Source organism: Methylobacterium sp. C33D, assembly GCF_053345825.1.
Genome location: NZ_JBKFAV010000044.1, coordinates 27,521 through 52,510 on the forward strand (window position 1 = coordinate 27,521; position 24,990 = coordinate 52,510).

A 24,990-nucleotide genomic window follows, 5' to 3' on the forward strand; every position below is an offset into this window, starting at 1 on the left:
TCAGTTGCTCAGCCGCACGCTCGCGAGCGTGGTGCTGAAAAGCTTCAGCATGGCGGCGGTGATGTCGCCGTTCGTGGAGACCGGGAAATACATGCCGTCGGACGCGCAGGCCTGCAGCGCCGGCCCGATCTGCGACTCGTAGGGCCTCACGTATCGATTGTAGAAATCATTGTCGTAGATCGGCAGGTACTGCGTGTAGATAATGCCGATCTTCACGTTCTTATTCTTGAGATTCGTGCATGTCGACGGGCTCAGTGGACCGATGAAGCGGTCACTCTGGTACTGGAAACCCGCGCTCTGATTGGTGACGCTGCCCGCGGTATCCTCGACGCCGTCCGTGACGAGGAACAGGAAGCGGATCGGCTTGTCCGGGGTCAGCCCATCGCCGCTGGCCGGGATGGTCGTGTTCATCTTCGCGATGGCCCGCTCGAAATCCGTCTGATTGTCGGACTGATTGTAGTAGGCGTAGGCGATATCGATGTTCGGGGTAGCATTCTTGATGTTGTTCAGCGTCGGCGTCATCGCCTGAAGCTTCGTCTGCGTCGCCGAGTCGTTGAAGGTCCACATCTCCATCTGGAATTGCTGAGGCAGCAGCATGCTGACGTTGGCCTGATCGACGAGCGCGGAGACAGCATCCCGCAAGACCTGAATGCGCAACTTGATGTTGTACCGCAGGGCGATGTGATAATTGTCATTCTGGTTGTCGCCCGTGATGTTACCCCTGCTGTCGAACGTGTGCTGGTGGCAGGCGAACGCGCACCCGTTGGTCGCGCGCTTCATGTTGCTCACGTCGGCATCGGTCGCCGCGAGCCCCATGGACGGCGAATTGTCGAGCAGCAGATAATAGTTGATGTACTGCGAGGTATTGCGGGTGGCCGACGACGTGCCGCTGACGGGCATGGCAGGGATCTGCATCATCGACGCCAGGCTCGTCTTGACCGTCGCCGTGTAGCTCGCCGTCAGGCTCAGCGTCTTCGAGGTGTTGACCGGCGCCCCGGGCGTGAACGAGGTCACCGTGACCCCCGGGACCTTGGCGGCCTCCGCGCGGAACTGGGTCTCCATGTTCTGCAAGGTCGTCGTCGGGATCGTGTTGGTCTTCTGCGACATCACGGCGAGCACGGCGCCGTCGAGGGCGGTGTCGAGCTGGGTCTTCGCGGCGTTGCGGCGTCCGTAATCGACCGCCGCCGCCGTGGCGAACATGACCGGGAGCGTCACGAGCGCGAACGTCACCGCGACCTGACCGGAGCGCGCGCGCGGGAACGCCGTCGCGGTCAGCTCGAGGACGCGCTTCCACCGGATACGGAACACCGACACGGGCCTTCCCTCGCGCATCAGTTGTAGACCGGGCAGGCGACGCCGCCCGGCATGACGATTTCGTTGGGTGTGCGTTCCGACCACGGGACCTGCCGCGTGAAGGTCAATCCGCGGCCGCCGAAGATCCAGCGGTACAGGGCGCTCCCGATGATCGGGGTGTAGGGCATCGTGACTTCCGCCAGGATGTAGCGGGCGCCGTCGAACTGATAGGCCGCCGGCGTCGCGGGCAGTCCGTTGCTCCCGTTCGCCTGGTTGGCCGGGCGCTGCATCGCGTTCTTGGGCCAGCTGGAACAGACGAAGCCTTTGAGCGTCCCGTTGACCGATTCCACGCCCATCGCGTTGACGACGATCTGGAGGCCGGACGCGTCCAGCGGGCGCAGGATCGCGGTCGCCGCGCCGGCGATCTTCGTCATCCCGTCCTGCGTGGCCAGAGCATTGTCCATACGCCCGGACAGATCGCCCAGCGTGCGCGCGAACAAGGTCAGCTTGCGGGTCGCGTCGACGACGCGCGTCAGCTCGGCCGTCCCGAAATACAGGACGATGAGCAGAGGCAGGACGAGCGCGAACTCGACGGCCGCGATCCCGCGCTCGTCGCGGCGATAGCGGCGCAGGCGGAGCAGCAGGCCGCTCATCAGGAGCACCCCGACGGGGCGGTGTACGGCTCCACCTTGAACACCGTCGCGGCCTGGAGCACCCGCCGACTGTTCGGCAGGTTGGCCACGGCCGCACCGAGCAGCGGGAAGAAGACCGGAATGTCCACCGCGGCCTGCACGACCACGATGGCGGAGGTGCCGGCGCAGGAATAGCCGGCGAAATTCGGGTTCCAGTCGCTCGCGCCGCTGGCGTTGGTGGCGACCGGCGAGATCGGGTTGGCAGAACCGTAATCCGCGACCTTCGTGACGCTGACCCGGACGTTGGCGCAGGTGAAGATGGTGACCCTGGGGGCACCGTTCGGTTGTGTGCAGATCGCCGTCCGGAAGCGGCTCATCAGCGTGGCGGTGTCGGTCGTGCCCGCGTTCGTCGTCTGGAAGGCGCCCGTGTAGATCTGCCGGCTGGCATCGGACACCGCCTGCTGGAGGATCTCCTGCTCCCAGAAGACGATCCCGTTCTCGAGGCAGGCCCCGACCAGGGCGAAGAACGGCAGGGCCACCAAGGCGAACTCGACGGCCGTCGCCCCCCCGCGCGCGGACGCGAACCGCGCGGCCCGCCCCCGCAGGTCGAGCCAGCGCGATGCCGCTCGGATTGCCGTACTCACATCCCAGCTCGAAATTGGAACCACCGAGCTTGAGAGACCATCAAAAGCTTACTTTTCTCCGCGCATCACTGCTCAAAGTCGACCGGTCCAGCCACCAGACCTGTCGAGGAATCGTGATCTAGTCTGATAGCGTCAACCAACAGTTGAAAATGCGGCAGAGCCACTCTTCCGGAGGTCGTCTACCGCGATCCGGCGGGCCGCCGAGAAACGAAGCGCCCCGCGACTCGTCGACGGTGCGGCCGCCAAGACCACGCCATCGCACGGCGCGCTTTGGTCATGGATTAACGTAGATATAGCGCATTCTACAATCTTTACCGTACGGACCGACGCAGATCCGCACCGGGATAAGTCGCATTAAGCGCGGCTTAAGAGATCGTCGATATTTTCGCCGGTCAATATGAACCGCGTGGCGATCCCCGCTCATGGCCCGTGCTCTACCGGACGTTGTCTCCATCGAAGAGGGTGTCGGGCTCCTGCGGACCCAGCTCCTGTCGATCTCCGATTCGATCGCGCGGACGCGCCAGGAGATCGCCGATCTCCGGCAGGAACAGGAGACGAGTCGCGCCTGCGACGAGCTCCACGCCGTCGTGCAGGGTACCGAAGACGCCACCAACGCGATCCTGACCGCTTCGGAGAAGGTCGACACGCTCGCGCGGGGCATCGTGCGACGCTCGGGCGACGACGCCAATCGGGCCGACGCCCGGGCCATTCAGATTGAGATGCAGACCATCTTCGAGGCCTGCAATTTCCAGGACCTGACCGGCCAGCGGATCTCGAAGGTCGTGCGCACGATCGTCCTCGTCGAGGAGCGGATCGGCGAGATGCTGCGCGTCTGGTCGGGGACCGGCGAGGCGCCGACGCGGCCGGACCCGCAGCCCGACCGGCGCAGCGGGGAGGCGGCGCTGCTCAACGGTCCGGTTCTGCCCGGTGACGCCTCGGTCTCGCAGGACACGGTCGACGCGATGTTCCCGTAACGCACGGTCCGGAAGGCGTGCCGATGGGCCAGATCCTCCTCATCACGGACGATCCCGCACGCAGCCAGGGTCTGGCGCAGGATCTGTCCGATGGCCTGTCCTGCGAAGTCCACGACCTGCGCGACGCGGAGGCGCCCCTCGGCAACGCCACCGCGATCGTCACCGACGTCCACGACCTGGGATCGGCATCCGTCGAGCGCCTGCGCCGCCGTCTGGCGGAGGTCCGGCACGGCGTCCCGCTGACCGTCCTGCTCCACACCGACAGCCCGCGGACCCGGCTGGTCGGCGTCGCCCTCGGCGCGACGCACACGCTCTGCGCGCCCTTCGACACGGACCGCCTGCGGGAGACGCTCGGGGCGCCGCGCGCCCCCGCGCTCGCCCTCTTCGACGACGAGCCCCTGCCGGCCTGCGCCGTGCGGACGGCCGCGGCGGTCCGCGGCTTCTACGCCTCCGTCTTCGTACCCGATCAGCCGATCACGCCCGGCGTCATCGACAACGGGACCCAGGCCATCGATCTCGCGATCCGGGATACCGGGATCCGCGACTGGGTCCGGGCGGTGCGCCAGTTCGACGACGCCACGCACCAGCACTGCCTCCTCGTCGCCGGGTTGGCGGCGGCCTTCGCGGCCAGCCTCGGCCTCGGCGAGCAGGAGCGCCACCGCGTGACCAAGGCGGCCCTGCTGCACGACGTCGGCAAGATCCACATCCCGGCCGCGATCCTCAACAAGCCGGGGCGGCTCGACGACGCCGAACTGGCCGTGATGCGGTTGCATCCGGAGAAGGGCTACACGATGCTCGTCGATCAGGGCTTCGAGCAGCAGATGCTGCACGTCGTCCGGTCCCACCACGAGATGCTGGACGGGTCGGGCTATCCCGACCGCCTCAAGGGCGACGAGATCCCCGACCTCGTCCGCTTGGTCACCGTCTGCGACATCCACGCGGCGCTGATCGAGCAGAGGCCCTACAAGCCGCCCATGGCGAGCGCGGCGGCCTACGCGATCCTGGAGGGCATGGCGGGGCGGCTCGACCCGGCGATCGTCGGCGCCTTCCGGCCGGTCGTCGCCGCCTTCGCGCCCCACGCCCTCGACGCCGCCTGAGGGCGTCGAGCCGGTCTCGCCGCGCCGCCGGATCTCCTGTCACACGCGCGCGCCGCGCCGCGGAGGGATCCGCGGCGCGGCGCACAGGCGGTCCGCCGGGGCATCGCGGGCTGTGCCGAGGCGCGGCCCGCGACGCCGATCGCTCACTCGGCCGGCTGGAGAGCCGGCGCGGACGCGAGCGGCGCCATGGTCCGGCCGGACAGGGCCGCGGCGAGCTTGGCCTCGTCGACCTCGTTCTCCCAGCGCGCCACCACGATGCAGGCCACCGCGTTGCCGATGAAGTTGGTCAGCGCGCGGCACTCGGACATGAAGCGGTCGACGCCGAGGATCAGCGCCATGCCAACCACCGGCACGGAGGGCACCACGGCGAGCGTCGCCGCCAGGGTGATGAAGCCCGAGCCGGTCACGCCCGCGGCGCCCTTGGACGACAGCATGGCGACGAGGAGCAGCAGCGCCTGCTCGCCGAGGCTCAGCGGCGTGTCGGTCGCCTGCGCGATGAACAGCGCCGCCATCGTCATGTAGATGTTGGTGCCGTCGAGGTTGAACGAGTAGCCCGTGGGCACCACGAGGCCGACCACCGGCTTCGAGCAGCCGGCCCGCTCCATCTTCTCCAGCAGCGACGGCAGCGCCGACTCGGACGACGACGTGCCGAGCACGAGGAGCAGCTCCTCCTTGATGTAGCGGATGAGCTTGATGATCGAGAAGCCGTTGTAGCGCGCGACCGCGCCGAGCACGACCAGCACGAAGATCGCCGAGGTCAGGTAGAAGGCGGCGACGAGGTAGGCGAGGTTCGCGAGGGAGCTGATCCCGTACTTGCCGATCGTGAAGGCCATCGCGCCGAAGGCGCCGATCGGGGCGACCTTCATGATGATGTTCACGACGCCGAAGATCGCCTCGGACAGGACCTTGATGATGTCGAGCACCGGCTTGCCGCGGTCGCCCAGGAAGGCGAGGCCGAAGCCGAACAGCACCGAGAAGAACAGCACCTGCAGGATCTCGCCGCCCGCGAAGGCGCCGACCGCCGTGGTGGGGATGATGTTCATCAGGAAGTCGACGATGCTCTGCTCCTTCGCCTTGCCGGCGTAGGAGGCGACCGCTTTCGGATCCAGGGACTTCGGGTCGATGTGCAGGCCGTTGCCCGGCTGGAGCACGTTGGCGACGACGAGGCCGACGATCAGCGCCAGCGTCGAGAACGTCAGGAAGTAGATCAGCGCCTTGCCGCCGACCCGGCCGACCTTCTCGAGGTTGGTCATGCCGGCGATGCCGGACACGACGGTCAGGAAGATCACCGGGGCGATGATCATCTTCACGAGCTTGATGAAGGCGTCGCCCAGCGGCTTCAATTCGGCGCCGAGCTGCGGGTAGAAGTGACCGAGCAGGATGCCGATCGCGACGGCGACCAGGACCTGGAAATACAGCGTCCGGTAGAGCGGCTTCGGCTTGGCGGGCGGATGCGGGGCGGTGAGTGGTGACGGCACGGCGGCCATGGGGCGTTCTCCCTGTCGCGGGCTTCGGGTGGGGCGGCTCGCGCCGGGATGTCCCGGCGGTGTCCGCGCTTGCTGTTGGCCTTCCGGCGCGCAGCCGTTCTCTGACGACATGGCTGCGTTTCGTGCCGGGAATGGCAACCGGCATGCCACTTGGCCCGCGATCGCGACGTTTCTTTAACCAACTGATCAGGAAAGCATTTTTCGCGGAGCTCGCCGCCCGGGGGCCGCGCGCGAGTGCGGATTCCCGCACGCGGCCGTCCGCGACGGTCCGGATCTCCGCACAGGTCGGCCGCCCTTGAGCGAACTGGCGCCGTCCGGCCACCGCACGCCCTCGCGCCGGAGCCTCGCCGCCGTGATCGGGCTCTGCGCAATCCTCGCGGCGGCGTGGCTGGCCGGCCGCGCCGCGGAGCGCTGGGCCCTGTCGGACCTGCGGCGCGCGGCCCGCTCGGCGATCGGCCTCCAGGTCGGCGTCCTGCTGGCGGAGATGCAGAAACAGGCGTCCCTGCCGCTGGCGCTGGCGGCCGATCCCGAGGTCGCCGCCGCGGTCGGCCCGGATCCCGGGCGCGACCTGCTGGATCGTGTCGACCGGCGGCTCGCCGAAATCGCGGCGGCCACCGGGTCGGCGGTCATCTACGTCATCGGCGCCGACGGGCTCACGGTCGCGGCGAGCAACGCGGGCGAGGACCGCAGCTTCGTCGGCCGGGACTACGGTTTCCGACCCTACTTCAGGCAGGCCCTCGCCGGCGGCGCCGGTTCCCAGTTCGCCCTCGGCACGGTCAGCGGTCGGCCCGGCCTGTATCTCGCGCGCCGGATCGGGGCCGGAACCGGGGTCGTGGTCGTGAAGGTCGAGTTCGACGCCGTCGAGGCGGCGTGGCGGGCCGCCCGCGAGGTCACGTTCGTGACGGATGCCCGGGGCATCGTCCTCGTCACCAGCGAGCCGGGCTGGCGCTTCGACACCCTCAACGCCGTCGATGCGGCCGAACGTGCCCGGATCGCGGCGGGCCAGGAATTCGGCGGCGCCCGCATCGAGCGCCTGCCGCTCCATCCGGTCGCGGGCGAACCGGACGTGGTGCGGGTCGGGCGCGGCTCGCTCCCGGCCTGGACCGCGGTCCTGTCGCAGGCGCCCGTTCCGGGTACGGACTGGCAGCTGCGGACCCTGACGCCGGTCGGCACGGCCGTCGAGCGGGAACGCCTGCAGGCCTGGATCATCGCGGCCCTCGTCACGGCGCTCGCCGGCTACGGGATCTTCGCCCTGGCCGATCGCGGCCGCCGCACGCGGGCGCGTCTCGCCGAGGCCGCGGCGCGCCGGGCGGAACTGGAATCCAGTGTCGAGGCGCGCACGCGGGCGCTGCGGGAGACCAACGCCCAGCTGCGCGCCGAGATCGCGGAGCGGCAGCGCGCCGAGGCCGAGCGCGAGCGCCTCGGCCGCGAGCTGGCGCAGGCCGGCCGGCTCGCGGCCCTCGGCCAGTTCGCGGCCAGCATGGCCCACGAGATCAACCAGCCGCTGGCGGCGATCCGGTCCTACGCGGACAATGCCGCGATCCTCATCCGGCGCGGGCGGGGCGAGGACGCGGCCGAGAACGCCGCCGCGATCGGGCGGCTGACCGACCGCATCGCCGGCCTCACCCGGCAGCTCAAGGGCTTCGCCCGGCGCGCCTCGCCGCGCAGGGAGCCGGTTCCGCTGCACGAGGTGGTGACGAACGCGCTGGAACTGGTGGCGGCCCGCGCCGCCGCGCTGCGCGTCCCGCTGGAGGCGGACCGCCCCGGCCCGGATCTCCGCGTCCTCGGGGACGGCCCCCGGCTGGAGCAAGTCCTGGTCAACCTGCTCCAGAACGCCGTCGACGCCGTGGCCGGCCGCGCGGAGGCCCGCGTCAGCCTGCGGCTCGTCGAGGGCGGCGAGCGCGTCGCCGTGGAGGTGGCCGATACCGGGCCCGGGATCCCCGCGGACGTCCGCGGCCAGATCTTCGACGCGTTCTTCACCACCAAGGCGGACGGCCTGGGCCTGGGCCTCGCCATCGCCCGCGGGATCGTGGAGGATTGCGGCGGGAACCTGATCCTGGCCGGCGGCGACGGCGCCGGGACGGTCTTCCGGATGGAGATGATCCGGGCGACGGTGGCGGTCCCGAGCGTGGGCAAGCCCGTGGGAGCGACACCGTGAGCGAACCGGCGGACGCGCAGGCGGGGACCGAGCGCGTCGTGTTCATCGACGACGAGGCGGACGTGCGCCGGGCCAACAGCCAGAGCCTGGAGCTGGAAGGTTTCTCCGTCGAGGCCTTCGCGGCCGCCGAGCCGGCGCTGGCGGCGATCCTGGCCGCGCCGCCCGGCGTCGTCGTCACCGACGTGCGGCTGCCCGGCCTCGACGGCGTCGCCCTCCTGGCGCGGCTGCGCCGGGTCGACCCCGACCTGCCGGTCATCCTCATCACCGGCCACGGCGACATCCGCATGGCGGTGGCGGCCATGCGGGAGGGTGCCTACGACTTCCTGGCCAAGCCCTATCCCGCCGAGGCGCTCGTGGGATCCGTGCGCCGGGCGCTGGAGCGGCGGCGGCTCGTGATGGAGAACCGGGCGCTGCGGGCCCGGCTCGACGCGGCGATCGAGGAGGATCCGGCCTTTCTCGGGACTTCGCCGGAGATCGTCGGCCTGCGCGCCCTCGTGCGCGAGGTGGCGCAGGCCGACGTCGACGTGCTGGTCTTCGGCGAGACCGGATCCGGCAAGGAGGTCGTGGCGGGCGCCCTGCACCGGTGGAGCCGCCGCGCCGAGCGCAACCTCGTGGCGATGAATTGCGGGGCACTGCCCGACAGCGTCGTCGAGAGCGAGCTGTTCGGGCACGAGGCCGGGGCGTTCACCGGGGCGCTCAAGCGCCGGGTGGGCCGCATCGAGCACGCGCAGGGCGGCACGCTCTTCCTCGACGAGATCGAGAGCATGCCGCTGCCGCTGCAGGTGAAGCTCCTGCGGGTGCTCCAGGAGCGCACCGTGGAGCCGCTCGGCACCAACGAGGTGCGGCCGGTCGACATGCGGGTGGTGGCCGCCACGAAGGTCGATCTCGGGCAGGCGGCGGCGCAGGGCACATTCCGCGACGACCTCTATCACCGGCTCAACGTCATCACGGTCACGATCCCGCCCCTGCGCGACCGGGGGGACGACGTGCTGCTGCTCTTCCAGCACTTCCTGCGCCGCGCCGCGGAGAAGTTCGGGCGGCCTCTGCCGCCGGTCACGCCGGCGATCCGCGATCACCTGCGCCGCCACGCGTGGCCCGGCAACGTCCGCGAGCTCGGCCATTTCGCCGAGCGGTGCGCGCTGGGCCTCGCCGTGGCGGGTCGGGCCGCGGCTGAGACAACGACCGGGAGCCTCACCGATCAGGTCGACCGCTTCGAGCGGCAGCTGATCCGCGACGAGCTGATCATGGCCGGCGGCGATGTCCGCGCCGCCGCGGAGGCGCTCGGTCTGCCGCGCAAGACCCTGTACGACAAGATGGCCCGGCACGGTCTGACGCCGGGCGACTACCGCTAGGATCGCGGCCGGACCTTTCCGAGACGCCGACGACCCCGGCCGCGTCGCGGTATCGCCGCGACGGCGACATGCCGAAAAGGGGTAGGTGGACCGGTGCGGAAACTGCTTAGCGTGGCCGACGGATCCCCCCGCTGAGCCGCCCATGCCCCGCTTCTTCATCGATCTGCACGACGGAACCGAACTCGTCCGCGACAAGGACGGCTACGACCTGCCCAGTCTCGAGGCCGCCCGATCGCAGGCCGTGAAGATCATGACGCGGATCGCGCAGGGGCTCTCCGACCAGCCCGGACGGCAGGATTACGTCGCGGCGGTCCGCGACGATGCGGGGGTGGTGCGGATGCGCTTCCGCGTCTCGCTCGATGCCGGTCCGATCGGCTGACCTGCCCGAACGTGGCGCTGCGCGAGCGCCACTGCGCGTCCGCCAGGTCAGAGACTGCGTAGGACCGCGTCGCGCCCCGCGCTCCTGCCGCGGAACCGCGCGTCGCGGACATGTCCCTCGCTGGGCGAGGGCGCCGACACCGCGGCGCGGATCACGACACTGGCGAAGATTCGGGAGGCGTTCCATCCCGGCTCTCGCGCCGGATGCGGAGAGGCCCGCCGAGATGGAGCCTCTCGACCTGACGAGCGCTTCAGTTTTCCTGGGCCTCGCGGAGCACCGCGCGGACCTGTCCGGCCGCCAGAGCCAGGGCGGTTTCCCGCACGGACCCGTCCGGAGCGTCTTCAGCCGAAGATCCGAGCCTGTAGACGATCCGATTCTCGATCGTCCGCAGCAATTCGCGAGCGGTCTCGTCTTCGAGACCGCGCAATGTGCGCGCGAGATCGAGATAAGCAGACCGCATCAGGCCGAAGGCCAGGCGCGCCGCGGCTTCATCCGCGATCGGCGACATTTCCGTCATGGCGTGTTCCTCACCCAACACGCTCCCCAGACGACGGAGTCTATATATCGACAAATTAGGATTGTAAATACAGCATTCGACTAGACTCCGCACCCGATAACGGGCTCACCCCGCAGATGGGACTCTGACATAGGACAGTCGTCGCCGGGCTTGGCTACTCCGGCCAACTTGAGGGCGTCGTCGCGCCGCTGCCACGGTTCGTGGACGGTTCCCGCGAGGGTCGCGTGCCGAGCACGCGCGCTCACCAGCGACCGGCCGCCGGCTCGTGCAGGGCGGGCCTGTCGTCCGGGACGAGGCGCCCCAGCGGAGCATCGGACCAGTTCTGGCCCGGCTGGGGCACGGCCCAGGCCAAGACTGCGATGGCGGCGAGGCTGAAGCCCGCGCAGAGGATCGCCGCGACGATATGATGGCCCGGGCCGCGCTGACGCCACGCGCGCTCCACCAGAACGTAGCCGGCGCTCCAGGTGAGAATGATCAGCAGCGGGACGAGGCCGAGCAGCATCGCGTTCATCGGCCGCCCTTCCTAGCGACCGGCGATCGCGGCGAAGGTACCGAGATCGATCTGGCCATGTGCCGGCTGAGCGAGATGACGTCCGCCGTTCGGGCCTTCATCATCGACGGATGCGTGGCGCGTGGGCGGGGTCTCCCACGCCCTGACCGTGCTCGCTGTGCCGAGGAAGGCCAGCCCGAGGCAGCCGATCCCGAGAAGTCTCACGCGGCGCCGAGGCGTCCGAACCGCGCGTTCATGGGCCAGACTGACGTGCGTCGCGGCCGGTGTATCGGCGAAGTCGTCGAGCATGATGTCCTCCGTTCTGCAGGCAGTCTTGCCGGCTCGGAGGGTGATATGCGGCGTGACTTACAGGGCGATGTCCCGTTTGTTGCAGGAGACATCTCGGCCTCTCGAAGTCCAGGCCGTCCCGCTCGGATGCGCGAGCGCCGGCCTGACGCTCATCGCACGCGCCCGGCAGAGGCAGGCGATCGGGCCGGCCCTGCGCGGCTTGACCCTGGTGTCGGAGCTGCGGGATCGATGCGGTGTGGGTGGACCCGCTTCAGACGGTGATATCCACCACGCGCTCCTGCGAGGCGGGGAGAAGACGATCGTCCTGCCGCGCTGCGATGCCCGGATCGTCGGCCTTCGGCACCGGCATCGTGACGGTATGCAGGCCTGCCCGGTGCTCGAGGGCGGCTTCGGCTCTCGCCGACTGGATCATCTGCGTCGCCGCGACAGGTCCGACGACGTTGATAGAGGTGGTGATGGGCATGGGGCGACCCTCCTCCTCGACGAGCAGAGCACACAACCAGTGATCGAATTCTTTCGGCGTTGCCTTCAACTCTACGCTTCGCCGGCGGTCCGCATCACGCGAACCTCGCCCGTCGGCGATGTCGCCCTGAAATTGATCGGCAGCGCCATGTCGACCGTGCGGTTGTCCTCACCCTTCACCGAGCCGGTGCCTCGAACCTGCGGGACAGGACAGTGGCCATCGATCATGAGATCCTCGAGCTTCTCGCCATCAGTCTCGGCGAATGTGAGGCTTCTCCTCGGCGAACCCCGCGGACAGATGGGGATCTCAGCGACCCGGGTACGGCCGCGCCGTGCCAGGCGCCCAGCAGCGTCCCGGCCGGTTCGAGCCCTCCGGGATCAAGCCGAAACGGTGCCGGCTCTCACATCCAGGATGTCGTTCGTGGCGCGATTCGGGCGGAGGGACATCAACCCTATGGTGGCCGATACGACGGCGAGCATGAACAGCAAGAGCAGGGCTTCCCGCAACTCGGACGCGTGCCCTTCGGCGCGACGGAGCGCGAACGCGCCGACGGCGAGAACCGCGACTAGGGCGACCGGAACGGCGAGAGCGACGGGCATCGGTGGCTCCTGGCGAACTTCTAACGCGCGTAAAAACCACAAGTTGCCGGCGTGATGGCGAACCCGCCGGAGGGCGGGTTCGGTCGAACGAGCAGAATCAGGGACGTGGGTGCGAGCGAGGGAGGACTTTGCACCCCCGACACAAGGATCATGACCTGCAGGCGAGCCAGGCTGAATCATTGACAAGCCAGGGGAGGACTGAGCGGTGTGCTAGACCTGCGATAGACCTCCGATGGCATCGGCGTCGGGCCGACACTTCGGGCCCACAACTGCATCGAGCAGCACTATCCCGCTAAAATATTATATGCATAACCGAATTCATAATTATCGATCGTTGATGAATAAGAATTCACATTTATACACATCTTGAATAACGCGAATGCACCTAGAAAAGTTTTCAGTGCCGATCTATCCATCAACAGCGATCTGGATATCAGCAGAATTATGTTTTTGTGCATGCACGTTGCCAGTGCTCGGATTAATATTGCTAAAGATCCAGCTTCAGGCGCGAATCGTGATAGCGCCACGTCTGAAGCATCCGGCTTTGGCTCTAAAACTTCGAACGCCTTCTGCGCACCGTCGCCGCCGCGATCGCGGCGTATCGCTAATCAGGTGAAAGCGGAATCATTGCTCGTTAATGCTGTCGGGCACAACCGCGTTTTTCGTAAAATCCGACTTACAATTATGACGCCAGGCAAAGCTGGGAAGACTTAGGGATGATTTGTTGCAGTTGCCCCGGTGTTTCCGGGGTCGCTGACCGAAGCCTCTCAGCCGCCAGAAGCCCCCACCATGCGCAAACTCCTCCTCGTCGCCATGACTGCGCTGCCGCTCGTCGGCATCCAGAGCACCGCCCGAGCGGGCGACGGCGGCGCCATCGCCGCGGGCATCATCGGCGGTCTCGCTCTCGGCGGCCTCGCGGCGGCCGCCGCGAGCCAGCCGCGCTACGCGCCCTATCCCGCCTACGGATATGGATACGGATACGGATACGGTTATCGCCGGGTCTATTACGCCCCGCGCGACTGCTGGATCCAGCGCCGCCGTGCTCGTGATGACTTCGGTAACGTCTATTACCGCCGGGTCCGTGTATGCGGCTGAGCCTTCGAGGCGTGCGGGTCTTCTGATCCCGCATTCCTCGTCCTGTCATCACTGGAATACCGAATGCTGTGCCCGTGATGGACTCGGACGAGGAGAGGTCGACACCCGTCGAAGCGTGTCAGCTCCGGATCCACGCGAGTTGTCAAGCTGACGACATCGGACCGAAGCCGACGCGCCTTCTGGCCAGCACGGGATGTACGCAGAACTCGGGCGCGAGCTGAAGGCTTGCCACCGACGTATCCGTGAGGTCTGCTGCGCGAGGATCGAACCGACCGCGAAAAGAGATGGTCCGGTCCGTCCCCGCTCCACCGGCGGGATCGTTCCCCATGGATGATGCTCAGCCCACCGGATCGCAGCACCGGCGTTTCGACGGGGAGGAACGGGCACTCGTAACCTTCCGGATCATGGGCGAAGGTCTGTCCGCCCCCGACCCGACCCACACGTCAGGGGCCGCCAGCATACCTCTCCCAAGCGGGCGTTCGAACCGCACCAGGTCCGTTCAGCCCCGGGCCTCCGGCGTCATCCGACCGATCCGGCTGAGAGCGCGGTCCCGGGCCACTCGGCCTTCGGCCGAACGCTGACATCCCAAGGGCATTTTTCGTCCGAACAGGTCTTGTCGCCACCCGCCATCTCTTTATATGTTCATCTGTACATAAAACCAGGCCCTCCGATGACACCCGAACGAACGTGAGCGACCACACCGGAAACCGGCCGCGTGGCCGTCGCACCAAAGACATGCCGGACGGTCGGCAGGCGCTGCTGTGCGCGGCGACGCAGGCCTTCGCCAGAAACGGCTTCGACGGGGCCGACGTCCGAACGATCTCGGCCGTCGCGGGTGTGAGCCCCAACCTCGTGCGCGTCCATTTCGGCGGCAAGGCAGAGCTTTGGGAAGCCTGCCTCGACGGGATCGTATCGGCGGCGCTGCCTGTAATGGCCGAGGTCGCGAGGTCCGCTGCCCATCCCGGGCGACCGCTCTATGACCGGCTTCGCGACGTCATCGTCCGGGTCGCTGCCTTCTACTCGGCCCATCCCGAGGTCCGGGACTTCGTCACGCGGCACGGTTCGGACACGCCAGAACGCGCCGCTCTGGTGACAGATCGCCTCCTCCGTCCGGCTTACGAGACGACCCGGTCGCTGTTCGAACAGGGCATCGCCGCCGGTGTCATCCGCAGCTCCCACCCGGCCCTGTTCTTCGCCCTGCTGAACGGGGCGCTGAACCAGCCGCCGACCTTTCCGACCCTCCTGAACCGACTGGCTCCGGAGATCGACATGCGCGATGCCCGCGCTCGGATGATCGAGACCGTCATCGCCACGCTGCTGCACCCGCCGGACTGAGTTCGCCGCCAACCTCGACCGTGATCCCCGCCGCGAATGCGGTCTCCAGTCCTGCCCGAAGGTATCCGATGACCGCGAAACCGAACCGCATCGATGTCCACCACCACCTGATCCCGCCGACTTTCGCGGAGGCCGTGAAGGAGAAGGGTCTTTCCGAGGTGGCCGGTGCATCTCTGCCGCACTGGACGCCGGAGGCGTCCATCGAGACCATGGACGTGCACGGCATCGCCACCGCGATCCTCTCGCTTTCCACCCCGGGCACGTTCCTCACGGGCGGCAGCGAGTGGGAAGCGTGCGACCTCGCCCGGTCCTGCAACGAGTACGCCGCCGATCTCGTCAGCCGCCATCCCGGGCGGTTCGGTTCGTTCGCGGTCCTGCCGATGCCGTTCACCGAGCAGGCCTGCAAGGAAGCCGAATACGCCCTCGACGTCCTCAAGGCCGACGGCATCGTGCTGCTCGGGAGCACTGACGGCCACTTCCTGGGCGATCCGCGCTTCGGCGAGCTGATGGCCGAACTCGATCGGCGCGCGGCGGTGGTGTTCGTGCACCCCAACCTGCACGAGACGAGCACCCAACTTGGGCTGCAAGCCCCCGGCTTCCTGGTCGAGTTCCTGTGCGACACCACCCGGGCTGCGACCAATCTGATCCTGTCGGGCACGGTCGAGCGGTATCCGCGCATCCGTTGGATACTCGCGCATGCCGGCGGTTTCCTGCCGTACGTCGCGTGGCGGCTGTCGCTGGCCAACGAGATCCCGCACTTCGCGCTCAAGGCTCCGAAGGGGGTCCTGCACTACGTCCGGAGCTTCTACTACGATACGGCGCTGTCGCCCTCGCCCTACGCCATGGCCGCGCTCCGGGAATTGGTCCCGGCCGAGCATATTCTCTTCGGCAGCGACTATCCGTTCGCCCCCGCGATCGTCACCGACATGCAGACGCAAGCTCTCGAAGGGCTGAGCGTCCTCGACGAGGCCACCAAGCGCGGCATCGATCGCGCCCACGCGCTCGCCCTGTTCCCGCGTCTCGCCTCGATCCCGCAGGGCGATGACTCCTCGCTCGCCGCCCGCGTGAAGCACGCCCTCGCCAAGCCCGTCGAGGCGCTGGCCGAGCGCATCCGCGACCGCTGAACCCTCCGTCTCCCCCCGATCCAGAGAGCACCACCATGACATCCAGGACCCTTTTCCGCGTCAGCCTCGCCGCCGCCTGCGCCGTCGTCGCCACCTTCGGCGGCGAGGCGTTCGCCCAAAATGCCGACGAGATGGCCAGGATGCGGGCCAATTGCGGGACGGACTACATGCGCTTCTGTGCCGGCATGAGCCCGGGGGGGCCCGAGGTACGGGCCTGCTTCAGGCGCAACCGCGCCAAGTTGTCCGACGGTTGTTCGCAGGCGATCAACGATTTCGAGGCGCACCAAGCCGCGACCCCGGCCGCCCACTGAACGCCGCCCGTCGCACGATCCCCGATGACCCGGGCCCCGGACGAGACCGCGAAGAGCGTCCCATGACCAGCACCGCGACCATTCCGCAGCCCCGCCCGCTGCCCGTCATCGGCAATCTGCCTGATCTCGACGCCAAAGCGCCGGTTCAGAGCATGATGCGACTGGCGCAAGGCTACGGACCGATCTTCCGCCTGTCGCTGGGAGGCCGGATCGCGACCATCGTCAGTTCGCAGGAGTTGGTGGACGAAGTCTGCGACGAGACCCGATTCGCGAAGAAGCTCCACCGCCCACTGGAGATGGTCCGCGATTTCGGCGGGGACGGCTTGTTCACCGCCCGCAACGACGAGCCGAACTGGGCCAAGGCCCACCGCCTGCTGATGCCTGCCTTCGGGCCGCTCGGCATCCGCTCGATGTTCGACAAGATGGAGGACATCGCCGACCAGATGCTGCTGCGCTGGGAGCGGTTCGGGCCCGGGGCCGACATCGACGTCGCCGACGCCATGACGCGGCTGACGCTCGACACCATCGCGCTGTGCGCCTTCGATTACCGCTTCAACAGCTTCTACCAGACCGAAATGCACCCTTTCGTCGCCGCCATGGTCGGCGCGCTCGACGAGGCGGGCAGCCGGGCGCGGCGGCCCGGCGTGGCGACGAACCTGCTGCTGCGGACCAAGCGCCGCTACGAGGCCGACGTCGCGCTGATGGAACGGGTGGCCGATACGCTGATCGCCGAGCGGAAGCGGGATCCTGACGCGGCCTCCCGGCACGACCTCTTGCAAGTCATGTTGGAGGGCCGTGATCCGGAGACCGGCGAGGGGCTCTCGGACGAGAACATCCGCTATCAGATGGTGACTTTCCTGATCGCGGGTCACGAGACCACGAGCGGCCTCCTTTCCTTCGCCCTCTACCTTCTTCTCAGGAACCCACAGGTGCTGGAGAAGGCGCGCGGTCTCGTCGACGAAGTGCTGGGCAGTGAGCGTCCTCAGGTCGAGGATCTGTCGAAGCTGCGCTACATCGAGCAGATCCTGCAGGAGGCTCTGCGGTTGTGGCCGACCGCCCCCGCCTTCGCCGTCGCCCCGAAGGAGCCGACCACTCTCGCAGGCCGATATCCGGTGACGCCCGAGGACGTGATCCTCGTCCTCTCGCCGACCCTGCATCGCGACCCGAAGGTCTGGGACGAGCCAGAGGCGTTCCGACCCGAGCGCTTCGCCCCTGCAGTCGCGCAGACGCTGCCGCCGAACGCCTGGAAGCCGTTCGGCAACGGGATGCGTGCCTGCATCGGTCGCGGCTTCGCGCTCCAGGAAGCGCAGCTGGTGCTCGCGATGGTCCTGCAGCGCTTCGACCTGACCATGGCCGACCCGGGCTATCGGCTTGAGGTCGCCGAGACCCTGACGCTGAAGCCGCACGGATTCCGCATCCACGCCCGTCGCCGCAGCGAGATCGCCGCCCACCCGCACAGCGCCGTGCCGACGGCCCCCCAGCGGACCCTCGCCCCCGGGGCCTGGACCGGCCGGGCACAGGCGGCGACGATCCCGCTCCTCGTGCTTTATGGGAGCAACACCGGCTCCTGCGAGGCTTTTGCCGGGCGCATCGCCGGTGATGCAGCCGGCCAGGGCTACGCCGCGAAGGCCGCGCCGATGGACGACTACGTCGACCGGCTGCCGACAGAGGGCGCGGTCGTCGTCGTCACCGCCTCCTACGAGGGCCACCCGCCCGACAACGCCCGGCAGTTCCTCACGTGGATCGAGGGGCTCGGTCCCGAAACGCTGAAGGGCGTGCGCTTCGCGGTGTTCGGCTGCGGCAACCGGCAGTGGGCGCGGACCTATCAGGCCGTTCCGAAGCGCACGGACGCAGCCTTGGAGAAGGCCGGTGCGACCCGTTTTTGCGATCGAGGCGAGACCGATGCTGGGGGGGACTTCTTCGGCGGCTTCGACGAGTGGTACGCCGGGCTTTGGCAGGATCTCGGCCGCGCGCTCGGCAGGGAAGCCGTCGAGCCGTCTGCGGCGGGCCTCGACGTCGAAATCGTCCGATCAGGTCGCGAGACGGCACTGCGCCTCTCCGATCTCGACCGAGGCCGCGTGTTGGAGAACCGCGAGCTCGTCGCTCTGAGTTCGCCGCTCGGCCGCTCGAAGCGCCACATCGCAATCGCCCTTCCCGAGGGCATGACCTACCGCACGGGTGACTATCTCGCTGTCCTGCCGCGCAACCCGCGCCCGGACGTCGAGCGGGCCCTGCGCCGGTTCGGCCTGGCCGGGGACACGCAGATCGTCATCCACAAGAGCGCCGGGACCGCCTCGGTCTTGCCGGACAACCATCCGGTCTCCGCCGCTGGCGTACTGGAGGACTACGTCGAGCTCGGCCAGCCGGCGACCAGGGCTCAGGTCGATCAACTCGCCGAGGCCACGCGCTGCCCTCCGGATCGCAAGGCTATGGTAGCCCTCGCACAACCGGAACTCTATGCCGCCGAGGTGCTGACCAAGCGCGTCAGCGTTCTCGACCTTCTGGAGCGGTTTCCCGCCTGCGAACTCACGCTCGGGGCGTTCCTCGCGATGCTGCCGCCCATGCGGGCCCGGCAGTACTCGATCTCATCCTCACCCCTGTACGACCCCCGGCAGTGCTCGCTCACAGTGTCGGTCCTCGACGTGCCGGCGCTGGCGGGCGGACACCGCCACCTCGGTGTCGCCTCGACTTACCTCGCCGGGTTGCAGGAGGGGGCGCGGCTGTCGGTGGCGGTGCGGCCCTCGCAAGCCGCCTTCCATCCGCCGCAGGATCCTTCGCTGCCGCTGGTGATGATCTGCGCGGGCAGCGGCATCGCCCCGTTCCGTGGGTTCCTGCAGGAGCGCGCGATCCAGAAGGTCAATGGCCGCGAGGTCGGGTCGGCGCTGCTCTTCCTCGGCGTCACCCACCCGGAGGTCGATTTCCTGTACCACGACGAACTCGCCGCCTGGGAAAGGGACGGCGTCGTCTCGGTCCGCCCGGCCTTCTCCAAGGCCCCGCACGGCGCGGTCACTTTCGTCCAGCACCGCGTCTGGCAGGACCGGGCCGACGTCGCCGATCTGTTCCGGAAGGGGGCGACGGTGTTCGTCTGCGGCGACGGTGAGCGGATGGCTCCGGCCGTGCGGGACACCTGCGTGCGGATCTACCGCGAGGCCAAGGGTGTCACACCCGAGGACGCCGAAGCCTGGGCGGACAAGGTCGAGCGCGAGACCGGCCGCTACGTCGCCGACGTCTTCGGCTGAACGCTCCGAACGCCAGGATCTCGCTTTCCGCCCCCTCGGCGAGTTTCTGGCCGGCGGGCCGTGCCGATCAGACGTGGTCCGCCTCTCTAATCAGACGGAGACATCGAGGATACCGCGACCGTCGCGGACAGAGGCCGTCGTTCTGGGTTTAACCCGATCGTCCAGAACGGCTGCAGGCGGACCGCATCGGTTCTTCACCGAGAGCGATGCGGTCCGCCGCCGACAGAGTCCGAGGATCCTTTCTATTGGTGTCGGTGAAAGTCACGCTCGCGTCGCCGATTCAATCTGGATGAGGGTGACGTCTCTCTTTCGGTCCGCGCCCAAGACGGAATGCCGCAGAACCGGCCATCGCAGAGATAGCGGCGAAACTCGGCGACGCGTCTCTGAGCACCTAACAGAACCGTCTTGATTTGGTTTGATTGCGACGAGGCTGACCGCGAGGCCGGTGAAGGCCTCGCAGATGTCGGCGCGTCGCTCGTAGCGGACCGGCAAGCGCCGGAAGCAATCGAACCGAGCGTGCGTGCGCTCCACCACCCATCGGTGGCGGCCCGGTCTCTCGCTGCTCGCGATGCCGCGGCGTGCGATGCGCGGTATAATCCCACGCGCGCGGCGCTCGCGTCGGTTGGCCCCACTCAGGCAGACGCCAAGCGGCGCACCCGGCGCATATGTAACGAAGTTGCGCTTCGTGCCCGCCTTGCCCCGGTCCGCCGGGTCTGGCGGGTGGCAAGGCCCCTGATTCAGCAGAGAGCACGGCAAACAAGAAGCCCCGCTCAATGCTTGGCGGGGCTTCGAAAAACTGTGGTAGCGAGGGAGGAATTTGAACCCCCGACACAAGGATTATGATGCCCCGCTTTTGCGCTTTGACTCAAGCATTTAGCTACTGAACCGGCAGCAAACCGCACCGCTAACATCAACGGCTTAGGTGTCGGATTGTCAAACCACCCGACAGCACCAAGACCTCCAACAGTCTCCGGCTTCCCCTCGAGGCGAACGGCCTAGAGGTCAGCAAGACGCATCAGAACTGGACACGGTGGCGAGCGTCACGATGAGATGCGTTGGCCTCCGGCAGCAAACGACCCACAAAAGACTTTCGAGAGGCCATCTCCCGTTACCGGTAGCGGACACCGGATAGACACTGATCGCAGCGCTGCCTCGGTCGCGCGACGACGTCAGCGGAACGAGCACTCTGGTCCGAACCACTTATCAAACCGACGAATGATGCCGTTCTGCAGCACCGCCGTCGATCTGGCGCTTCTGGTGGAAAGTTATTTGGCCTCAAGGCGTTCGCTGGCACATGAATGCCGTCGAGCCCGCCCCAGCTCTGTCCTGGGTAGACGTCGTCCTTGCGCTCTGCGTCGGCGCCTCCTGCGGGCTCGTCCTCCTCCCACTGCTCTAGCGCGACGTCTCCGCCAGTGAGGGGCGGTGCAAGTCAGGGACAGCCGCAAGATCAAATCCATTGTCGCCTAGAGTGCCCCGATGAAATGGCCAATCACCTTTAGTTGACTGCAGACGAAGTCACCTAAAGCGGATTTGGAAATATATATTAAGACTTTCCGGGCGAGGATTAGGCTGCTTGGTGGGCTGCCTGTGAGGGCGGGAAGCCGGTCCAGGCTCCTCATCTAGCCCGTGCGGCCCCGTCACCGCCTGCCCTCCGGCAGGCGCCGTTGCGGACGTGCGGGATGCTTCGTCCAGGACCGGATCATGCGCCTTCACCTAACCGTCAAAGCGTCGCTCCTCGCCGCCTTCAGCCTTCTTGCACTCCTCTGCGCCGGTCAGGCCGTTCTCATGACCCTCACGCTCTCGGGCATCCGAGCCGACGTCGCAGGCGTCGCCACGAACTGGCTCCCCTCCGTCGTGGCGATCACCAACATCCGCGCCGCGGCCTCGGAGGTGCGCATCAAGCAATTGCGCACGCTGACCCTGTCCGGCAGTCCCGAACAGCAGGTCGAGAACGCGCGGCAGATCGACCAGGCCAGCGTGGCACTCACCACTGCCCGGAAGGCCTACGAGCCGCTGATCTCGTCGGCCGAAGAGCGGGCCCTCTACGACGCGTTCGGCGCCGCCTGGGAGCGCTACCAGACCGTCGGCCGCGAGGCGGCGCGCCTAGCGGAGGCAGGTCAGAGCGCCGACGGCATCCGGCTCATGGCCGAACCGGCCAACATCGATCTCTACAATGCGGCCCGCGACACGCTGGCCCAGGACGTCGCCCTGAACGAGCGTGGCGCGCACGGGGATGCCGACAGCGCCATGGCGGCGACCGAGTCGGCGACCCTGACGGCCTATCTCTTCATCGCGCTGAGCGTGCTGGCGGCCTGCGGCGCGGCCGCGTTCGTGCTGCTGCGCGTGTCGCGCCCGATCCAGGCGATGACGGGCGCGATGACCGCCCTGGCCGCGGGCGACACGAGCGGCGAGGTGCCCCACCGCGCGCGCCGCGACGAGGTCGGCGCGATGGCGGCGGCCGTCCAGGTGTTCAAGGACAACATGATCCGCACCCGCCGTCTCGAGGAGGAGACCGCTCAGGCGCGTCGCGCCGCCGAGGAGCAGCGCAAGGCCGGCATGCGGCAGATGGCCGACGGGTTCGAGGCCGCGGTCGGTGGGATCATCGGCACGGTGTCGTCCTCCGCGACAGAGCTGCAGGCGACCGCGCAGGCGATGACCGCCACAGCCACCGAGACCGCGACCCAGTCGACGACCGTGGCGGCGGCGGCCGAGGAGGCCGCCTCCAACGTCAGCACGGTGGCGGCGGCGGCGGAGGAGCTCGGCTCGTCTGTGCAGGAGATCGGCCGACAGGTGCAGGGATCGGCCAGCCTCGCCCAGGCCGCAGTGAGCGATGCCGATCAGACCGCCCACCTCGTCCAGGCGCTCAGCCAGAGCGCGGCGCGGATCGGCGACATGGTCGGGATGATCTCCGGTATCGCCGCCCAGACCAACCTGCTGGCCTTGAACGCCACGATCGAGGCGGCGCGGGCGGGCGCCGCGGGTCGGGGTTTCGCGGTGGTCGCCTCCGAGGTGAAGGCGCTGGCCGAGCAGACCGCCAAGGCGACCGAGGAGATCGCGCGGCAGATCGGCGAGGTTCAGGGTGTGACCGCGCAGGCGGTGACGGCGATCGGCGGGATCACGGGTCGGATCCGGGAGATCGACAACGTGGCGACCTCGATCGCGGCGGCCGTCGAGCAGCAGGGCGCGGCCACACAAGAGATCGTGCGCAACGTGGCTCAGGCCTCGGCGGGCACCAACGAGGTGACGGGCAACATCGCGGGCGTGGCCCAGGCCTCGGAGGAGACGGGGGCGGCGGCCGGTCAGGTCCTGTCGGCGGCCTCGGAGCTGTCGCGGCAATCCGAACATCTCGGCGCCGAGGTCGCCCGCTTCCTCGCCACCGTCCGCGCCGCCTGAGGTACCTATGACTGAGATCGTTCTCCTCCCGACCCAGCCGCACCGCTCGGAGCAATCCGACCGGCTGCACGCGGATCTCGCTGCCGCGCACCAGCTTGGCACGGACCTCGGTCTCCGCGCCCCACACATCCAGGCCACTGGCGACAGGCTACTCGAACTGACCCGTGCTCTCGAGCGCGCGCTCGGAGAGCTGGACCTGTCGCTGATCGAGCTCGGCCTCCAGGATCCGGACGCGCGTGAAGCCCTGCGAGGCTTCGTCATCAAGGCCGAGAGCCTCGCCGCGACCGCACAGAGCTTCTCGAACACCGCGTAGGGCCTCACCCACGTGGCGCAGCGATATCCCGCCGCCCTCTGATGGGACCTGCGACTCCGGGCGGGACATAGGACCAGCCCGTCACCTGAAGGAGGCCGGCTTGGGCAGGCTGTTGTTGATCTCTGACGACCGGCCCCGAACCGAACGCTTGGCCCGTTGCCTCGGTCCCGACCGCTGCTACGCCGTCCACGAGCTGTCTGACGAGGCCATGCCGTTCGGGCAGCCGGACCTGATCGTCAGCGACGTCGCCCATCTCACCTCCGAGGCAGTGATGCGGCTGCGGCGGGTACTGGAGCCGCTGCGTGCGACTGGCGCACCTTTCCTGTTCCTGACCCACGGCCAAGCCGCCCGCGCCGAGGTCCAAGCCCGACTCCTGGCCCCGACCGATATTCTCCCGGCTCTGACCATCCTCGATCGGCTGATGGCTCGAATCGACAGGCTTCAGGAGGTCGGAGGCTCCGCCGTCGTCGCTCGGATGGCGGAAGAGGCTCGGCAGTTCTTTGATCGGACCTTCTTCTCCGACCAGATCGTGACACCTGAGCTGGCAAGCACGGGCACCGGCCTGATCGCCCGCGCCGTGCAGCACTGTGGCATCCGCGAGTGGCTCCGGGCGGTCCAGCGCTTCGATGAGGCCACGCACCGGCACTGTCTGATCGTCACTGGCTTGGCCGCCGCGTTCGCGACCAAGCTCGGCTTAGCCGAACTCGACAGCTACCGCCTGACCAAGGCTGCGCTGCTGCACGACGTCGGCAAGACCCGCATCTCGGCCGAGATCCTGAACAAACCCGGTCGGCTCACCGACGAGGAGATGGCGGTGATGCGCACCCACGCGGCGCTCGGCTATGACATGCTAGTCGGCAGCGGCTTCTCACCGGAGATGCTGCAGGTCGTGCGCTCGCACCACGAGATGCTCGACGGTTCGGGCTACCCCGACGGGCTGCAGGCCCCCGAGATCCCCGATCTGGTGCGATTGGTGACGATCTGCGACATCTACGGCGCGCTCATCGAACGCAGGCCCTATCGGGCACCGATGCCGGGCAGAGACGCCTACGAAATCGTGCAGTCTATGACTGGACGGCTCGACGCCGATCTGATTGCAGCCTTCCGCCCGGTGATGACTGCCTTCGAACCGGCTGAAGCGCCCACGATCTGAGCGGGCGGGCTGCTTGCGACCCAACCCAGTCATGCCCCTGCCTTGACGGCGACCTGGGAGCGGACCTTGCCCGCGGGGTGTCGCTCAGGTGTCGGATCCCAAAGTCACCCCGAGAAAATCCGCATTCTCTTTACAGCGGTCGATCAGCGACTTTGTTCGATTTGCATCGGCTAGTATTGCGGCACGAAGCTCTGCCAGCCTGCGCTTGGCGATCATCGAGCGGGTTGGATTAGGTAAGGCCAGCTCCTGACGAAGCCTTGTGATCGTGCGGCAGTCGGTCATGGCACTTTCTTCGGAAACTCGCGCACTTCCAGAATGCGCGCCGCAAACGCGAACGGCCGGAGCATCGCCCCGGCCGCCGTTTCTATCTCAGGGCCGAGACTCAGCGCAGGAGCTGGAGGACGCCCTGCTGAGCGGAGTTGGCCAGCGACAGGGCCGAGATGCCCATCGACTGGCGGGTCGACAGCGCCTGCGAGTTCGCCGCCTCCTGGTTCAGGTCGGCGTTGGTCAGGTTGGCCGAGCCGGTCTGCAGCACGTTGATCAGCTGCTTGGAGAAGTCCTGGCGGTTCTGAACCACCGACAGGTTCGAGCCCAGCGTGCTCGCCGCGGAGTTGAGCGAGTTGCCGGCGCTGG

Annotated in this window: 25 protein-coding genes and 1 pseudogene; 13 read left to right on the forward strand and 13 right to left on the reverse strand. The window is 68.0% G+C overall.

The genetic code is table 11. From position 1 onward, the window contains the following. From ACLBXO_RS26640 to ACLBXO_RS26650, 3 genes are read right to left on the reverse strand one after another with little or no spacing between them, the layout of a single operon-like run. Positions 1-1,332: a TadE/TadG family type IV pilus assembly protein gene (locus ACLBXO_RS26640; RefSeq protein WP_447687282.1), complete on the reverse strand. Its 1,332-nt coding sequence runs from the start codon at positions 1,330-1,332 to the stop codon at positions 1-3. Further along, entirely contained in the window at positions 1,332-1,946 is a 615-nt protein-coding gene (locus ACLBXO_RS26645; protein ID WP_447687283.1) for a TadE/TadG family type IV pilus assembly protein, read from the reverse strand. The genes ACLBXO_RS26640 and ACLBXO_RS26645 overlap by 1 nt, the downstream gene beginning before the upstream one ends. Continuing rightward, complete coding sequence (locus ACLBXO_RS26650; RefSeq protein WP_447687284.1) at positions 1,946-2,569, reverse strand: TadE/TadG family type IV pilus assembly protein; 624 nt, start codon at positions 2,567-2,569, stop codon at positions 1,946-1,948. The genes ACLBXO_RS26645 and ACLBXO_RS26650 overlap by 1 nt, the downstream gene beginning before the upstream one ends. 422 nt (positions 2,570-2,991) lie before the next feature. On the opposite strand from ACLBXO_RS26650, the gene ACLBXO_RS26655 reads away from it, so the two are divergent. Next, positions 2,992-3,543, forward strand: a complete 552-nt coding sequence (locus ACLBXO_RS26655) for a protein phosphatase CheZ (protein ID WP_331312304.1) — start codon at positions 2,992-2,994, stop codon at positions 3,541-3,543. Between the two features lie 23 nt (positions 3,544-3,566). Beyond that, positions 3,567-4,640, forward strand: coding sequence for an HD-GYP domain-containing protein (locus ACLBXO_RS26660; protein WP_331312303.1), 1,074 nt, complete (start codon positions 3,567-3,569; stop codon positions 4,638-4,640). Positions 4,641-4,783: 143 nt separating this feature from the next. Here ACLBXO_RS26660 and ACLBXO_RS26665 read toward each other — a convergent pair whose 3' ends face one another. Beyond that, positions 4,784-6,127 (reverse strand): dicarboxylate/amino acid:cation symporter, encoded by a 1,344-nt coding sequence (locus tag ACLBXO_RS26665; protein WP_447687285.1) that lies wholly within the window; start codon positions 6,125-6,127, stop codon positions 4,784-4,786. Between the two features lie 295 nt (positions 6,128-6,422). Here ACLBXO_RS26665 and ACLBXO_RS26670 point away from each other — a divergent pair, with 295 nt between their 5' ends. The 3 genes from ACLBXO_RS26670 to ACLBXO_RS26680 all read left to right on the forward strand — a co-directional run bounded on the left by ACLBXO_RS26670 (position 6,423) and on the right by ACLBXO_RS26680 (position 10,016). Then, positions 6,423-8,285 carry a sensor histidine kinase gene (locus tag ACLBXO_RS26670; protein WP_447687286.1) on the forward strand — a complete coding sequence of 621 codons (1,863 nt, stop codon included), beginning with the start codon at positions 6,423-6,425 and terminating at the stop codon, positions 8,283-8,285. Continuing rightward, the gene (locus ACLBXO_RS26675; protein ID WP_447687287.1) at positions 8,282-9,637 is read left to right on the forward strand and encodes a sigma-54-dependent transcriptional regulator; all 1,356 of its coding nucleotides are present in this window, start codon (positions 8,282-8,284) and stop codon (positions 9,635-9,637) included. The genes ACLBXO_RS26670 and ACLBXO_RS26675 overlap by 4 nt, the downstream gene beginning before the upstream one ends. Positions 9,638-9,779: 142 nt before the next feature. Further along, a complete protein-coding gene (locus ACLBXO_RS26680) occupies positions 9,780-10,016 on the forward strand; it encodes a DUF6894 family protein (protein ID WP_331312300.1) in 237 nt (78 codons plus the stop codon). 250 nt (positions 10,017-10,266) lie between these two features. Here ACLBXO_RS26680 and ACLBXO_RS26685 read toward each other — a convergent pair whose 3' ends face one another. The 6 genes from ACLBXO_RS26685 to ACLBXO_RS26710 form a co-directional block, all read right to left on the reverse strand. Then, positions 10,267-10,533 carry a hypothetical protein gene (locus tag ACLBXO_RS26685; protein WP_331312299.1) on the reverse strand — a complete coding sequence of 89 codons (267 nt, stop codon included), beginning with the start codon at positions 10,531-10,533 and terminating at the stop codon, positions 10,267-10,269. Positions 10,534-10,774: 241 nt separating this feature from the next. Further along, entirely contained in the window at positions 10,775-11,044 is a 270-nt protein-coding gene (locus tag ACLBXO_RS26690; RefSeq protein WP_447687288.1) for a hypothetical protein, read from the reverse strand. A gap of 12 nt (positions 11,045-11,056) precedes the next feature. Then, positions 11,057-11,332, reverse strand: a complete 276-nt coding sequence (locus ACLBXO_RS26695; protein ID WP_447687289.1) for a hypothetical protein — start codon at positions 11,330-11,332, stop codon at positions 11,057-11,059. A gap of 250 nt (positions 11,333-11,582) precedes the next feature. Then, a complete protein-coding gene (locus ACLBXO_RS26700) occupies positions 11,583-11,795 on the reverse strand; it encodes a hypothetical protein (protein WP_447687290.1) in 213 nt (70 codons plus the stop codon). A 71-nt stretch (positions 11,796-11,866) separates the two neighbouring features. Next, positions 11,867-12,022 carry a hypothetical protein gene (locus tag ACLBXO_RS26705; RefSeq protein WP_447687291.1) on the reverse strand — a complete coding sequence of 52 codons (156 nt, stop codon included), beginning with the start codon at positions 12,020-12,022 and terminating at the stop codon, positions 11,867-11,869. Positions 12,023-12,172: 150 nt separating this feature from the next. Continuing rightward, a complete protein-coding gene (locus tag ACLBXO_RS26710) occupies positions 12,173-12,394 on the reverse strand; it encodes a hypothetical protein (RefSeq protein WP_447687292.1) in 222 nt (73 codons plus the stop codon). 789 nt (positions 12,395-13,183) lie between these two features. Here ACLBXO_RS26710 and ACLBXO_RS26715 point away from each other — a divergent pair. The 5 genes from ACLBXO_RS26715 to ACLBXO_RS26735 all read left to right on the forward strand — a co-directional run bounded on the left by ACLBXO_RS26715 (position 13,184) and on the right by ACLBXO_RS26735 (position 19,498). Continuing rightward, positions 13,184-13,489, forward strand: a complete 306-nt coding sequence (locus ACLBXO_RS26715; protein WP_447687293.1) for a hypothetical protein — start codon at positions 13,184-13,186, stop codon at positions 13,487-13,489. Between the two features lie 687 nt (positions 13,490-14,176). Then, a complete protein-coding gene (locus ACLBXO_RS26720) occupies positions 14,177-14,824 on the forward strand; it encodes a TetR/AcrR family transcriptional regulator (RefSeq protein ID WP_447687294.1) in 648 nt (215 codons plus the stop codon). A 68-nt stretch (positions 14,825-14,892) separates the two neighbouring features. Continuing rightward, positions 14,893-15,948 carry an amidohydrolase family protein gene (locus tag ACLBXO_RS26725; RefSeq protein WP_447687295.1) on the forward strand — a complete coding sequence of 352 codons (1,056 nt, stop codon included), beginning with the start codon at positions 14,893-14,895 and terminating at the stop codon, positions 15,946-15,948. Between the two features lie 35 nt (positions 15,949-15,983). Then, on the forward strand, positions 15,984-16,259 hold the full coding sequence (locus tag ACLBXO_RS26730) for a hypothetical protein (RefSeq protein ID WP_447687296.1): 276 nt from the start codon (positions 15,984-15,986) through the stop codon (positions 16,257-16,259). Between the two features lie 62 nt (positions 16,260-16,321). Further along, positions 16,322-19,498: a bifunctional cytochrome P450/NADPH--P450 reductase gene (locus ACLBXO_RS26735; protein ID WP_447687297.1), complete on the forward strand. Its 3,177-nt coding sequence runs from the start codon at positions 16,322-16,324 to the stop codon at positions 19,496-19,498. Positions 19,499-19,889: 391 nt separating this feature from the next. Here the strand turns inward: ACLBXO_RS26735 and ACLBXO_RS26740 are convergent. Next, a pseudogene (locus ACLBXO_RS26740) lies at positions 19,890-20,230 on the reverse strand (IS5/IS1182 family transposase); the annotation flags it as partial. Positions 20,231-21,199: 969 nt separating this feature from the next. Between ACLBXO_RS26740 and ACLBXO_RS26745 the strand changes: the two are divergent. The 3 genes from ACLBXO_RS26745 to ACLBXO_RS26755 all read left to right on the forward strand — a co-directional run bounded on the left by ACLBXO_RS26745 (position 21,200) and on the right by ACLBXO_RS26755 (position 24,357). Then, on the forward strand, positions 21,200-22,891 hold the full coding sequence (locus ACLBXO_RS26745) for a methyl-accepting chemotaxis protein (protein WP_447687298.1): 1,692 nt from the start codon (positions 21,200-21,202) through the stop codon (positions 22,889-22,891). 7 nt (positions 22,892-22,898) lie between these two features. After that, positions 22,899-23,204, forward strand: a complete 306-nt coding sequence (locus tag ACLBXO_RS26750; RefSeq protein ID WP_447687299.1) for a hypothetical protein — start codon at positions 22,899-22,901, stop codon at positions 23,202-23,204. A gap of 100 nt (positions 23,205-23,304) precedes the next feature. Then, positions 23,305-24,357, forward strand: a complete 1,053-nt coding sequence (locus ACLBXO_RS26755) for an HD-GYP domain-containing protein (RefSeq protein ID WP_447687300.1) — start codon at positions 23,305-23,307, stop codon at positions 24,355-24,357. Between the two features lie 84 nt (positions 24,358-24,441). On the opposite strand, the gene ACLBXO_RS26760 is transcribed toward ACLBXO_RS26755, so the two are convergent. Both ACLBXO_RS26760 and ACLBXO_RS26765 read right to left on the reverse strand, forming a co-directional pair. Next, positions 24,442-24,639 (reverse strand): hypothetical protein, encoded by a 198-nt coding sequence (locus tag ACLBXO_RS26760; protein WP_447687301.1) that lies wholly within the window; start codon positions 24,637-24,639, stop codon positions 24,442-24,444. Between the two features lie 100 nt (positions 24,640-24,739). After that, positions 24,740-24,990: flagellin (locus tag ACLBXO_RS26765; RefSeq protein WP_447687302.1), on the reverse strand; the 251-nt coding region annotated here is incomplete at its 5' end.

Excerpts from the sequence above, each read along its gene's own strand:
- ACLBXO_RS26640 (WP_447687282.1), bottom strand. The coding sequence starts at position 1,332 with ATGCGCGAGGGAAGGCCCGTGTCGGTGTTCCGTATCCGGTGGAAGCGC.
- ACLBXO_RS26645 (WP_447687283.1), bottom strand. The coding sequence starts at position 1,946 with ATGAGCGGCCTGCTGCTCCGCCTGCGCCGCTATCGCCGCGACGAGCGC.
- ACLBXO_RS26655 (WP_331312304.1), top strand. The coding sequence starts at position 2,992 with ATGGCCCGTGCTCTACCGGACGTTGTCTCCATCGAAGAGGGTGTCGGG.
- ACLBXO_RS26660 (WP_331312303.1), top strand. The coding sequence starts at position 3,567 with ATGGGCCAGATCCTCCTCATCACGGACGATCCCGCACGCAGCCAGGGT.
- ACLBXO_RS26665 (WP_447687285.1), bottom strand. The coding sequence starts at position 6,127 with ATGGCCGCCGTGCCGTCACCACTCACCGCCCCGCATCCGCCCGCCAAG.
- ACLBXO_RS26680 (WP_331312300.1), top strand. The coding sequence starts at position 9,780 with ATGCCCCGCTTCTTCATCGATCTGCACGACGGAACCGAACTCGTCCGC.
- ACLBXO_RS26685 (WP_331312299.1), bottom strand. The coding sequence starts at position 10,533 with ATGACGGAAATGTCGCCGATCGCGGATGAAGCCGCGGCGCGCCTGGCC.
- ACLBXO_RS26690 (WP_447687288.1), bottom strand. The coding sequence starts at position 11,044 with ATGAACGCGATGCTGCTCGGCCTCGTCCCGCTGCTGATCATTCTCACC.
- ACLBXO_RS26695 (WP_447687289.1), bottom strand. The coding sequence starts at position 11,332 with ATGCTCGACGACTTCGCCGATACACCGGCCGCGACGCACGTCAGTCTG.
- ACLBXO_RS26700 (WP_447687290.1), bottom strand. The coding sequence starts at position 11,795 with ATGCCCATCACCACCTCTATCAACGTCGTCGGACCTGTCGCGGCGACG.
- ACLBXO_RS26705 (WP_447687291.1), bottom strand. The coding sequence starts at position 12,022 with ATGATCGATGGCCACTGTCCTGTCCCGCAGGTTCGAGGCACCGGCTCG.
- ACLBXO_RS26710 (WP_447687292.1), bottom strand. The coding sequence starts at position 12,394 with ATGCCCGTCGCTCTCGCCGTTCCGGTCGCCCTAGTCGCGGTTCTCGCC.
- ACLBXO_RS26715 (WP_447687293.1), top strand. The coding sequence starts at position 13,184 with ATGCGCAAACTCCTCCTCGTCGCCATGACTGCGCTGCCGCTCGTCGGC.
- ACLBXO_RS26725 (WP_447687295.1), top strand. The coding sequence starts at position 14,893 with ATGACCGCGAAACCGAACCGCATCGATGTCCACCACCACCTGATCCCG.
- ACLBXO_RS26730 (WP_447687296.1), top strand. The coding sequence starts at position 15,984 with ATGACATCCAGGACCCTTTTCCGCGTCAGCCTCGCCGCCGCCTGCGCC.
- ACLBXO_RS26735 (WP_447687297.1), top strand. The coding sequence starts at position 16,322 with ATGACCAGCACCGCGACCATTCCGCAGCCCCGCCCGCTGCCCGTCATC.
- ACLBXO_RS26745 (WP_447687298.1), top strand. The coding sequence starts at position 21,200 with ATGCGCCTTCACCTAACCGTCAAAGCGTCGCTCCTCGCCGCCTTCAGC.
- ACLBXO_RS26750 (WP_447687299.1), top strand. The coding sequence starts at position 22,899 with ATGACTGAGATCGTTCTCCTCCCGACCCAGCCGCACCGCTCGGAGCAA.
- ACLBXO_RS26760 (WP_447687301.1), bottom strand. The coding sequence starts at position 24,639 with ATGACCGACTGCCGCACGATCACAAGGCTTCGTCAGGAGCTGGCCTTA.